Below are 12389 nucleotides of genomic sequence, written 5' to 3' on the forward strand. Positions count from 1 at the left end.
CAGGCCAGCTACGCGCTCATCAGGCCAGCATCGCGGTCACCAGGTCCAGCGCCGCCGCCTTGTCGAGCATCTGGTTCCCATTGCCGCACTTCGGCGACACCACGCAGGCCGGGCAGCCCGCCTCGCAGGCGCAGCTGTCCAGTCGCTCCCGGGCTGCCTCCAGCCACTCCCGAGCCGCCTCGAAACCTCGCTCCGCGAAGCCCGCGCCACCCGGCGTCCCGTCGTGGACGAAGATCGTGCACTCGCCCGTATCGGGATGCAGTGCCGTCGACAGGCCACCGATGTCCCACCGGTCACAGGGCGCGAACAGGCCCAACAATCCGATCGCGGTGTGCTCCGCCGCATGGGCCGCGGCTCCGAGGCGAAGCCCCTCCAGACCGACCTTCGTCACCAGCGACGAGGGGATCGTCCACCACATCGACCGGGTTGTCAGCGAGTTCTCAGGCATCTCCAACGGTGTCTGGTCCCACACCGCCCCAGTCCTCTCGTCGCGCCTCAGGTACCCGGTCACCTGGCCGGTCAGTCGCACCTCACCCAGGCACAGGCGGACTCCCTGCGTCCCGAACGGCTCATCACGCGACTGCCGCAAGATCTGCAGGTCCTGGACGCTGACAGCCTGCGTCCAGTAGGTCACGCTGCCCCGGTGGACGATCGCCTGGCACAGTTCCGGGTCGTACTCGTCGACCAGCCACTGCTCGCCCTGGTGCAGGTAGACAGCGCCCGGGTGCACCGTGCGGTCAGCCGCCGACGGGTCCACCTGGCCGATGATCCGCCCGGTGTCCCGCTCCACGATCTGCACCGCAGACGGCCCCATCGTGCGCAGGCTGATGTGGTCCACAGCGCGATCCGGCCGCGTCCAGAACCATGAGCCGCCTCGTCGCCGCAGCACCCCCTGCCGGGTGGCCATGTCGGCCATCGTCTCGGTCCGATCCCCGAACCACCGGGCATCGGCGCTTGTCAGCGGCTTCTCCTGCGCCGCCGCCGCCAGGTGGGCACCCAGCACATGGGGATTGTCCACCCACAACACGGTCCGTTCCACCGGGGCGTCGAGGACCAACTCGGGGTGCGTGGCCAGATACTGGTCGCGCGGATCGTCCCCGGCCATCATCACCACCACGGCGTCCCGGTCGCGCCGCCCCGCGCGACCGGACTGCTGCCACAGCGAGGCCATCGTCCCCGGGAAGCCGGCCACCACCACCGCATCCATCCCCGACACGTCGATGCCCAGCTCCAGCGCATTGGTCGCCGCGACACCCATCAGCTCCCCGGTCTGCAGCGCCGCCTCCAGCCCACGCCGGTCACCGGCCAGGTATCCCGACCGATAGGACGCCACCCGCCCGGCGTCCCCGACCTGGTCGCCCGCCTGCAGCGCGATCAACTCGGCCTGCACCCGCGAGCCCACGAAGGTGATCGTCTGCTTGCCTTCCCCGACCAACCGCGCCATCACCTCCGAGGCGTCGGGCCCCAGCCCTCCGGCTGGCTGCCAGATCACCACATCCCTGGCCGGACGCGGGGAAGCATCCTCGCCCACCACCTCGACGAAGGGCTCTCCGACCAGCAGGCCGCCAGAATTCCCGGCCTCGGTCGCGGTCGCCGATGCCAGCACGAAGACCGGGTCGGCGCCATAGTGCGCGCACAAGCGCCGCAGGCGCCGCAGCACCTGCGCCACGTTCGCGCCGAACACCCCCTTGTAGCGGTGCGCCTCGTCCACCACGACATAGCGCAGCGACCCCAGCAACCCCGCCCACCTCGAGTGCTGCGGCAGCACCGAGCGGTGCACCATGTCCGGGTTGGTGAACACCATCCCGGCATGATCACGAGCGAAGCGCCGTTCCGCCTGGTCCGAATCCCCATCCAGCGCTCCCACAGCCCAGCCCTTCGGGCCCAGCGCCCGCGCAGCCCGCAACTGGTCATGGGCCAACGCCTTGGTGGGGGAGAGGTAGAGCGCAGTGTGCTGCCGTCTGGTCAGCAGCCGGTTGCGCAGGCTGTCCACCGCCACCCCCAGCGACGGGGTCGCCGAGGCCGTCGCCGCCATCACCGGCATCAGGTAGGCCAAGGTTTTGCCCGAGGCGGTCGAGGTGCAGATCGCGGCATGGCGTCCGGCATGCACGAGGTCAGCGAGCTCGACCTGGTGCCGCCACGGACGCTCGATCCCGGCGTCGATGATCGACTGCTGCACGTCTGCGGGCAGCCACGAGGGCCAGTCCACCACCTCGCCCGTCCGTGCAGGACGGTGATGGTGGTGCAGCACGCGCGCATCGTCCATCAGCCAGTCGGGAACACTCACGCCCTTGAGCATGCCACCCCCCTCCGACAAGTCCGGGCGTGCGGCAGGGCTGGAAGACTGGGCCCATGGCCCTCGACCCACTCCTCAGCCCCGACGACGCCCAGCGCCTGCACGAATCACTGCTGGCGATTGACTACACCACCGATGCCGTCCTCGAACGCATCGGCGAGGAGGGCCAGGCCGGCCTGCATCGCAACATCTCGCTGCCCGCCGACCTCGCGCTCACCGGCGGCACGTCCACCATGGACGCCCTCGCGGCAGCCATTCGCCTCTGGCTCCTGCAGCGTCCCGCCCCGCGCTCGGCGATCGAGGGTGCGCTGCCCGTGGACGCCCTCCTCGGCGCCGGGATCCTCCAGGCAGAGAACGATCAGGGCGAGGGCGAGCAGCTCGTCGCCGGCATCGACATCCGCCCCTACGGCTCCCCCGACGACGGCGCCTCCGGCTGGCTGGTCAGCGACCTCACGCCTGGCTTCGACCACCGCCCGGTCACCATCGGCCCCGACTATGTCCTGGGTGCCAGCCCCGCCTCCACCACCCTGGCCCAGGTGACGATGCGCCAGCCCATCGGCCGCGCTCTCGACCTGGGCACCGGCTGCGGTATCCAGTCCCTCCACCTGGCCCGGCACGCCACGAAGGTCGTCGCCACCGACCTCAATCCGCGCGCCCTCCAGCTCGCCCGCCTCACCATGCAGCTCAACGGCCTTGACGTCGACCTGCGTGAGGGCAGCCTCTACGAGCCCGTCACGTCAGAGGCTTTCGACCTCATCGTCACCAACCCGCCCTATGTGATGAGCCCGCCCAGCCCCGAACGCCTCGTCTACCGCGAGGGCAGCTTCGAGGGCGACGGCCTGGTCCGTGCCGTCATCTCCGGCGCCCGCGACCACCTCACTCCCGGCGGGACGCTCCAGGTCCTCGGCAACTGGGCCATCCTGCGCGACCAGCCCTGGCAGGGCCGCCTGGACGCCTGGGCCGCGCCCGACTGCGACTTCTGGGTGATCGAACGCGAGCGCCTCAGCACCTTCGAGTACATCGAGATGTGGCTGACCGACGCGGGCCTCCACCAGAGCCCGCAGTGGGAGCAGAAGTATCGTGAGTGGGTCGACTACTTCGACCGTCTCGGCATCATCGGAGTCGGCATGGGCTGGCTCACCCTCACCCGCAGCGAGCGGGACAATCCCGAACGCCGCTACGAGGAGTGGCCGTGGGCGGTCGAACAGCCCGTCGGCCCGGCCATCGGACGCACGCAGCAGGACCTCACCACCGCCCGCCTCCCGCGTCCTGACCTGCTCGCCAGCACCTTCACCCTGGCCGACCACATCGTGGAGGAGTCCACCGGCGCTCCCGGCGCTGCCGGCCCCGAGCACATCGTGATCCGTCAAAACAGCGGCCTGAGGAGGGCCATTGATGCCGGCACCGCACTGGCCGCCGTCCTCGGCGCCTGCGATGGCGACTTGACTCTGGGAGCGATCATCAACGCCGTCTCCCAGCTGCTCGAGGTCGACGCGGAGGACCTCACCCTAGAGCTCGAACCCCGACTTCGTGAGGCCATCCGGGACGGCTTCCTCAACCGCATCGACTCCTAGTAGACGACCACAGCCTCAGTCGAGGCAGGACTCGTGCCCAGGCACGTGCTGGAAGAAGCGTGGTGGACCGATCTGCCTGCGTCCGCACTAGCGTGGGGGTATGGACAGCGAACCCGTGGTCACGGACTGGCGTCCTGTGCAGATTCGCCACCTGGCGCGCATGGTGAACCCTCCGCGCCTCACCATGGCACCGCTCTGCCTGGCCATCGACGGACGCAGCGCGTCGGGGAAGACGACCCTCGCCGCGCAGCTGGCGGCGTCCATGCCGGATTCAGTGGTCGTGCACACCGATGACCTGGCCTGGCACGAACCGCTGTTCGACTGGGCCCACTTGCTCACCGAGGCGGTCCTGCTACCCGCCCGCAAGCGGCAGCCGGTCTCTTTCACCCCGCCCGCCTGGCGTGCCCGCGGACGCGAGGGCAGCATCGACATTCCGGTCGGAACCCGCGCCGTCATCGTCGAGGGGGTCGGGTCCGCGCACCGTTCCACCGCCGGCATGCTCGATGCGGTCCTGTGGGTGCAATCGGACGCCGCCGTCGCCGAGGCCCGCGGTCTTGCCCGTGACCTTGAGTCGGGCGAGAACGGGGACGAGCAGGCGACCATCGCCTTCTGGGAGGAATGGATCCGCAGCGAGCGGCGTTACCTCGAACGCGACCGCCCCTGGGAGCGGGCAAGCTGGCTCATCAATGGGACGCCCAGCCAGCCGCCGCCGCAAGGGAGCGTCCTGATCGGGCAGGCCTGAGAGTTTTCCACAGGCCGGGTGCGGTTGCTTGACAGCTGACGTACGGTCGGGAGGTGCGCTCCGCCCGGATAGCATGACCGCGACACACCCCAACAGAAGGCAGATGATGGCTGGAACACGACTCGTGATCGTCGAGTCACCGACCAAGGCGACCAAGATCGCCAGCTACCTCGGTGACGGGTACATCGTGGAGTCCAGTCGAGGACACATCTGTGATCTTCCCCGCAACGCCGCGGAGGTTCCGGCCAAGTACAAGGGTGAGAAGTGGGCGCGTCTGGGCGTCGACATCTCCAAGGACTTCGAGGCCCTCTACGTGGTGGACGCCGACAAGAAGGCGACCCTGCGCAGCCTCAAGCAGCACCTGGCCGAGGCCGATGAACTGCTGCTCGCCACCGACGGTGACCGCGAAGGGGAGGCCATCGCCTGGCACCTCCTGCGCGAGCTGAAGCCCAAGGTTCCCGCCAAGCGGATGGTCTTCCACGAGATCACCCGCGAGGCCATCACCGAGGCGGTGCAGAACCCGCGCGAACTCGACATGGACCTGGTCGACGCCCAGGAGGCCCGGCGCATCCTCGACCGGCTTTACGGTTTTGAGGTCTCGCCAGTGCTGTGGAAGAAGGTCAAGCCGAAGCTGTCCGCCGGGCGCGTCCAGTCGGTCGCCATGCGGTTGGTCGTTGACCGCGAGAAGGAGCGGATGGCCTTCACCTCCGCAAACTACTGGGGCATGGACGCCGAACTGGCGGTCAATTCCAGCCAGTTCACTGCCCGCCTCACCTCCGTGGACGGCACCCGCGTCGCCACCGGTTCGGACTTCAACGCCCAGGGCGAGCTGACCCGCCAGGGCGCTGTGGCCCTCACCCAGACCGCCGCGACCGCCCTGGCCGGGGCGCTGGCCACCGTGCCGTTCACCGTGTCCTCGGTGGAGTCCAGGGCCTACACCCGCAAGCCCTACGCACCCTTCCGCACCACCACGCTGCAGCAGGACGCCGGCCGCAAGCTCGGGTTCAGCGCCGACACCACGATGCGCCTGGCCCAGCAGCTCTACGAGGGCGGCTTCATCACCTACATGCGTACCGACTCGGTGAACCTGAGCGCGCAGGCCATCAACGCTGCCCGCGCCCAGGCCGCCCAGCTCTACGGCGCAGACCAGGTGCCCGATCGCCCCCGCATCTACTCCTCCAAGGTGAAGAATGCCCAGGAGGCCCACGAGGCGATCCGGCCTGCCGGCGACAGCTTCCGCACTCCCGGCCAGACGGGACTGACCGGGGACAAGTTCCGACTGTATGAACTGATCTGGCAGCGCACCATCGCGTCCCAGATGATCGACGTGCGCGGCAACACCCTGACTGTGCGCATCGACGCCACTCCTGCCGCCGCCGTCGAGGTCGAAGGCCTGGACGGGGTGGAGGTGGCGCAGTTCTCCGCTTCTGGACGCACCATCACCGAGCCCGGCTTCCTGCGCGCCTACGTCGCCTCCGTGGAGGAGGGCGATTCTGATGACGCCCAGGCCCGTCTGCCGCAGCTGTCGGAGGGGCAGCGCACGGACGTGCTCGAGTTGACCCCGACGGGGCACGACACCAAGCCGCCGGCCCGGTACACCGAACCCTCGCTGGTCGCGAAGCTCGAGGAGTTGGAGATCGGCCGCCCGAGCACCTATGCGTCCATCATCAAGACGCTGATCGGGCGCGACTACGTCTGGAAGAAGGGTTCGGCGCTGGTGCCGACCTGGCTGGCCTTTGCCGTGAGCCGTCTGCTGGTCGAGCACTTCCCGACCCTGGTCGACTACGATTTCACTGCCGAGCTCGAGGACACCCTCGATGAGGTGGCCAAGGGCAATGCCAAGCGTCTGGACGTGCTGAACGGCTTCTGGTTCGGCGATGAGGACGGCTCGCTGGGCTCCGGCTTCAACGACTGGGAGGGCCTGCACCGCCTGGTCACCGAGCTCGGTGAGATCGACGCCCGCGCCCTGTCCACCTTCGAGGTGGGCGAGTTGGGCAATGAGGTGGCGGTCCGCGTCGGGCGCTATGGCGCCTACCTGGAGGGCCCCGAGGAGCGTCGGGCAAACATCCCCGACGACTTGGCCCCTGACGAGCTGACCCCTGAGAAGGCGGCCGAGCTACTGGCCAACCCGGTGGGGGAGGAGCGCGAACTCGGTCTCGACCCCGAGACGCACAATCCGATCGTGGTCAAGAACGGACGCTTCGGGCCCTATGTCACCGAGGTCCTCGACGAGGGTGACAAGACCAAGCCGCGGACCGGCAGCCTCTTTCGCTCGATGTCGCCCGAGACGGTGACCCTGGAGCAGGCACTCGCGCTGATGAGCCTGCCGCGCGTGGTCGGCGCCGACGCCGAGGGCGTCGAGATCACCGCTCAGAACGGACGCTACGGGCCCTACCTCAAGAAGGGCAGCGATTCGCGCTCGCTGTCCTCCGAGGACCAGATCTTCGACATCACGCTGGACGAGGCGCTGGCGATCTACGCCCAGCCCAAGGCACGGGGGCGCGCTGCCGCCGCTGCGCCTCTCAAGGAGCTCGGCGACGACCCGGCCACCGGCAAGCCCATGGTGGTGAAGAACGGACGCTTCGGGCCCTACATCACCGATGGTGAGTACAACGTGACGGTGCCACGCTCGGAGACGGTGGAGGAGCTGACCCAGCAGCGGGCCGCTGAACTGCTGGCCGACAAGCGGGCCAAGGGCCCGGCCAAGAAGGCCACGCGCAAGACCGCCACGACAAAGACGGCTGCCAAGAAGGCGACCGCCACGAAGAAGACGGCAGCCAAGAAGACGACCGCCACGAAGAGCGCGGCAGCCAAGCCCGCCACCAAGGCCACCGCCGCGAAGAAGGCCGCGTCGGCAACCGCCGCCCCGGCGTCCGAGTAGTCAGGAAGGTCATGGCCAGCAAGCGCAAGGCCCTGTTCGAACTGCCGTTTTCGATCGAGACGCCGCGGTTGACCGACCCCGGACTGGGCATCCAGCGACTGGTCGTCCGCGGGGACGGCACCTGGACCCGTCTGGTCACCATTCTCGACGCACCGGACCACCGGCTGCTGCGCGCGGGTGTGATGCTGGCCCACCGCGTTCGTGATGGCCTGGGTGACTACTACCTGGATGCCCCGACCTGGGGCCCGTGGTTGCCCAAGGACCATTCCGAACCGATGGGTGCCGCCGGCGACCTGCCCGAGGATCTCACCGAGCTGGTGCGTCCCTTCCGGCGCCGCGCCGCCCTCGGCCCGGTGGCCGCGGTCGAGACCGATCGCGCCAGCTACACCGTCAAGGACCGCGAGGATGTCAGCCTCGGCACGCTCGTCGACGAGAAGATGACCGTGCGTCGCAATGGGCTGACGATCGGTCGATTCCGCGAGGTCACGCTGACTCCCAGTCCGGCAATGAGCGGTGCCCAGAAGCGTTTCCTGATTGCCGCCCTGACCGGGGTGGGCGCGATCCAGACCGACGAGTTCCCGGACCTGGTGCGCCGCCTCGGTGCCCCCGCGACCGGGCTGACGGACTATCCGGAACCGCGCGCCTGGGATTCGCGAGTGAACCTGGAGACCTTCGTGTCGCAGCTCTTCGCTGCCCGCCTCCAGCACATCGTCCGGGCGGACCTGGCCCTGCGTGCCAGCGAGCTGGCCCGTCGAGCAGCCGCAGCGGCGGTGGATGAAGGGCTGCACGGCGAACCCGCCACACCACCAGCCCCGCTGGACTGTGGGCCGCTGATGTCAGAGTTGATGCGTCTGCGTCACCAGGTGTCGAGCCTGCAGTCGGTGTTGGAGCCGGGCTGGCTGGAGCAGGTGGAAGAGGACCTGCAAGCGGTACTGGACGCCGGTGCCGAACGCCCGGTGAGTTCGCTGAGCGAGCGGTACTTTGCAGTCCTCGACGCCCTGGTGTCCGCCATCCGCGCCCCGCAGTTGGGCGACCGCAGTCGTGAGCAGGCGGCGCCGGTGCTGCGTGACCAGCTGCAGTCGGGCATGCGGATCCTGGTCGATCGCTGCGACAACCTCGGCGCCGAGAGCACGGATGCCGACTGGCTGGCCGCCCTGGTCGCCTGCCGCCAACTGCTCGGGACCGTGGATGGCCTGGAAATCCTCTTCGGCAAGCTCGCTCGCAAGCTCCGCAAGCAGCTTCGTCGCGTGCAGGCCCTGCTGGAGCCCTGCCAGCCGCTGGCCGACTGGCCGACGGACGAGGAACTGGCGACGTGGTCTCCGACCCAGGTCTTCGAAGCCGGACGCACCTTGCAGCGCGCCGGTGATTCCCGCGATGCTGCTCGCGTCCGCTTTGTCCAGGACTGGCGGACACTGCGCAAGAAGCTGACGGCGCTGGCATGAGCGGGGTCTTCGTCGTCTTCGAGGGCGGGGACGGGGCCGGAAAGTCGACCCAGATGAAGCTGCTCGCGGCGTGGCTGGCACGGCAGGGCATCGCCCACCGGGTCACCTTCGAACCCGGCGACACCTGGCTGGGGGCGCGGGTGCGGCAGCTGGTGCTCTCCACCGATTCCGGCCCGATCTCCCCGCGGGCTGAGGCCTTGCTGTACGCCGCTGACAAGGCGCAACACATCGATGAGGTGGTGACGCCCGCCCTGCTCGCCGATGAGGTCGTGGTGAGCGACCGGTATGTCGACTCCACCCTGGCCTACCAGGGTGCCGGCCGTCAGGTCGACGGTGCTGGAGTGGAGGCGGTGGCGCGCTGGGCGACCCGCGACCTGCGTCCCCACCTCACCGTGCTGCTGGATGTGGACCCGGACCAGGCCGTTCACACCAAGGCAGATCCGGACCGACTGGAGAGTGCAGGGCGCGACTTCCACCGTCGGGCGCGGGAGCTCTTCCTGGAACTGGCCGCACGGGACCCCGAACGCTACCTGGTGTTGCCGGGGCGTGCGAGCCGTGAGGAGATCGCTGCGCAGGTGCGTGAGCGCTTGCTCCCGCTCCTGCGCGAGGCCGGTCTTGTCGGGCCCGGGTGATGGAATGACGCCATGAGTGTGTGGAGCGACCTGGTCGGGCAGGATGCCGCGGTGGCGACCCTCCGACGAGCCGTTGAGTCGGCCCACCGGACGATGGATTCGAGCGCTGCCGGGGGCGGTCATGCGATGAGCCATGCCTGGTTGTTCACCGGCCCTCCGGGGTCCGGGCGCTCCAACGCCGCTCGCGCCTTCGGCGCAGCGCTGCAGTGTGCTCGTGGAGGGTGCGGTGCCTGCACCGAATGCCGGACATCCTTGTCGGGGGCACATCCTGATGTGACGTTGGTGAGGACCGAGAAGCTGTCCATCGGGGTGGACGAGGTGCGTGACCTGGTGCGGGCCGCGTCCATGAGCCCGGTGACCGGTCGCTACCAGATCATCGTCGTCGAGGATGCAGACCGGGTGACCGATCGGGGCGCGGACGCGCTACTGAAGGCGATCGAGGAACCTGCACCCCGCACGGTGTGGCTGCTGTGTGCGCCGAACCCGGACGAGGTCATCGTGACGATTCGGTCGCGCTGCCGGCTGCTGAACCTGGCCACCCCCACGGACGCAGCAGTGGCCGAGCTGTTGGTCCGCCGTGACGGGGTTGATGCGGCGATGGCTGCCTATGCGGCGCGGGCTGCGCAGGGCCACATCGGACGGGCACGCGTGTTGGCTCTCAACGAGGATGCCCGGCGTCGGCGTCATGCGGTGCTGCAGATCCCCGGGCAGCTCAGTTCGATCGGTGCCTGCATGGTCGCCGCCGACAATCTGGTCAAGGCCAGCGTCGAGGAGGCCGCTCAGCGCACCGCCGTGGTCGACGAGAAGGAGAGGTTGGCGCTCTCGGAGGCGTTGGGAGTGGGCACCAAAGGCGCGCGTCCGAGGAACGCGGCTGCCGCGCTGAAGGAGCTCGAGGAACAACAGAAGGCGCGGGCCAAGCGGGCGCAACGGGATGCATTGGACCTTGTCCTGACGGAACTGACCACGTGGTACCGCGATGTGCTGGGGCTGCAGACCCGTGGTGTCGACCTTGAATTGGACCCCACCGGCGCGGGTGGCCCGCACCTGATCAACCCGGAATTGCGCAACGAGCTGGCGAAGGCTGCGCGCGGATCGACTCCGGAGCAGACGCTGCGCCGGATCGACGCCATTCTGGAGGCGCGTGAGGCGTTGGAAGGGAATGTGGCGCCGCTGTTGGCGATGGAGTCGCTGATGGTGAGCCTGGCGTCGCCCCGCTAGGTTCCAGGGTCCTTGGCCTACTGGACCGCAGGGGCGGGTGGCGTGCGTGTCCGTCGGCGGCGGTGAGGCGGTGGATGTTTCAATGGAACGTGATCCCTCTTCCCCGAAGGAGCCCGCGATGAGCCACGACCGCAATGACCCGAGTTTCCGCGACGACCAGGCCTTCGGTGCCCAAGAGGGTCTCCACGGGCGCGAGGGTTTCCAGGCAGAGGGCGATGTCGACTTCGAGGCCACCCAGGCGCTTCCGACCGAGATCCACCACGAGCCGACAGCAGTCCTGCCGGTCGATGAGGTGCAGGGAGCCGGAGGCGCGACTGCAGCCGGCGTTGCAGGTGGGGCGGTCGGTGCCACCGCTGTGGGCGCCGGTTCTGCCGGACGGACCCCGAGCGAGATCGATGCTGACGTCGTGCGCAGCCAGCGCGAGGCGGAGCAGCGTCGCGCGATCGAGGACGAGCATCGCCGTCGCCGAGAGGCCGAAGCAGCCCGACAGCGAGCGCTGGGCGTCGTGGCTGCCCCGGCGCAGGAGCAGGCCCACGCGGCTGCCGTGCGTCCGACCAAGCGCACCACCGACAAGTGGTTGCCCTCGCTGGGCCTGCTGCTGTTCCGTTGGGTGATCGCTGCGATCCTGGGAATCCGCGGCTACCAGATGATCACCGACATCCCCGCCACGCGGGACCTGATGGCCAGGATCGGACTGCCCTATCTGGACTACCTCCCCTGGGCGCTGGCCATCGCCCTGCTGCTGGGCGCCCTGGGCCTGGTCTTCGGCTTCGCGGTACGGATCATCGGGCTCTGCGTCGCGGCCCTGGCCATCTGCGTGCTGGTGATGGTGAAGTGGGGCGTCGTGCCGATCTTCCAGTCGGGCGTGACCGGTTTCATCGGGGAGCTTGAGGTCCTGCTGGCTGCAGCCGGGCTCCTCCTCGTCACCCTCGGTGGGGGAGCCTGGGGCATAGACGGTGGCTGGCGTCGCAACCGGATGCGCGACAAGTACGGCGTGGAATGAGTTCTCCCCGGGAGTCGACCGGACGACCTCAGCCTCGGTCGCCCCGCTCCTGCTGTCGTCGCAGCTTCCAGAGATGCCTGGCCCGCTTGTGCGCTCGGGCCCACATCTCCAATTCCTCGACCTCGTCGGGGCGCCCGTGGAAACGCCGGTAGCTGTAGACCAGCAAGCCAAGCGCAATGATCGAGGACGCCACCAGCGTCGCGCCCACGGGCTTCCCGCCGAGGAGCCACCAGTCCTCCCGAAGGAACCACCAGCCGGGTGCCGGGGGCTGCCACAACCACAATCCGCCGAATGCCGCCACGCCCAGGGCCGCGAGCGCGGACATCGAGATTCGGAACCAGGTCTCCACGCCCTCGGCCGCTCCTCGCAGGGCATGGATGCGCACCGGTTGGATCAGGTGCCGCACCCAGGGATGCACGCGGTTCAGCACCACCAGCCCGGCAAGAAGCATCAGCATGCCCGGACCGGGCAGCGCCAGCGCAGCGATCCCTGCGACCACCAGCGTCCAACCAAGCACAGCCAGCACCATCTTCATGGGGACGCCGTGGCGCTCGTGGGGGCGGGGTCCAGTCATGACATCCGAGTCTGACACATCGGCGAC

9 protein-coding genes are annotated in these 12389 nt (G+C 69.0%); 7 read left to right on the forward strand and 2 right to left on the reverse strand.

Going from position 1 to position 12389, the window contains the following annotated elements; all coding sequences use genetic code 11:
- Positions 1–19: 19 nt before the first annotated feature.
- Entirely contained in the window at positions 20–2266 is a 2247-nt protein-coding gene (locus tag M3G03_RS03260) for a DEAD/DEAH box helicase (protein WP_259808587.1), read from the reverse strand.
- Positions 2267–2352: 86 nt separating this feature from the next.
- Between M3G03_RS03260 and M3G03_RS03265 the strand changes: the two genes are divergently transcribed.
- The 7 genes from M3G03_RS03265 (at position 2353) to M3G03_RS03295 (ending at position 11788) form a co-directional block, all read left to right on the forward strand.
- Positions 2353–3870: a methyltransferase gene (locus M3G03_RS03265; protein ID WP_259808061.1), complete on the forward strand. Its 1518-nt coding sequence runs from the start codon at positions 2353–2355 to the stop codon at positions 3868–3870.
- Between the two features lie 100 nt (positions 3871–3970).
- On the forward strand, positions 3971–4612 hold the full coding sequence (locus tag M3G03_RS03270) for a uridine kinase (RefSeq protein ID WP_259808063.1): 642 nt from the start codon (positions 3971–3973) through the stop codon (positions 4610–4612).
- Between the two features lie 106 nt (positions 4613–4718).
- On the forward strand, positions 4719–7493 hold the full coding sequence (topA, locus tag M3G03_RS03275) for a type I DNA topoisomerase (RefSeq protein WP_259808065.1): 2775 nt from the start codon (positions 4719–4721) through the stop codon (positions 7491–7493).
- Positions 7494–7504: 11 nt separating this feature from the next.
- Positions 7505–8935, forward strand: coding sequence for a hypothetical protein (locus M3G03_RS03280; protein WP_259808068.1), 1431 nt, complete (start codon positions 7505–7507; stop codon positions 8933–8935).
- On the forward strand, positions 8932–9567 hold the full coding sequence (gene tmk, locus M3G03_RS03285) for a dTMP kinase (protein ID WP_259808069.1): 636 nt from the start codon (positions 8932–8934) through the stop codon (positions 9565–9567). The genes M3G03_RS03280 and tmk overlap by 4 nt, the downstream gene beginning before the upstream one ends.
- A gap of 12 nt (positions 9568–9579) precedes the next feature.
- Complete coding sequence (locus tag M3G03_RS03290) at positions 9580–10785, forward strand: DNA polymerase III subunit delta' (protein WP_259808070.1); 1206 nt, start codon at positions 9580–9582, stop codon at positions 10783–10785.
- 118 nt (positions 10786–10903) lie between these two features.
- Positions 10904–11788 (forward strand): DoxX family protein, encoded by an 885-nt coding sequence (locus M3G03_RS03295; protein WP_259808071.1) that lies wholly within the window; start codon positions 10904–10906, stop codon positions 11786–11788.
- A 28-nt stretch (positions 11789–11816) separates the two neighbouring features.
- Here M3G03_RS03295 and M3G03_RS03300 read toward each other — a convergent pair whose 3' ends face one another.
- The gene (locus M3G03_RS03300; RefSeq protein WP_259808072.1) at positions 11817–12362 is read right to left on the reverse strand and encodes a PGPGW domain-containing protein; all 546 of its coding nucleotides are present in this window, start codon (positions 12360–12362) and stop codon (positions 11817–11819) included.
- Between the last annotated feature and the right edge of the window lie 27 nt (positions 12363–12389).

The sequence above is a fragment of the Aestuariimicrobium sp. p3-SID1156 genome (genome assembly GCF_025144225.1).
Classification (GTDB): domain Bacteria; phylum Actinomycetota; class Actinomycetes; order Propionibacteriales; family Propionibacteriaceae; genus Aestuariimicrobium.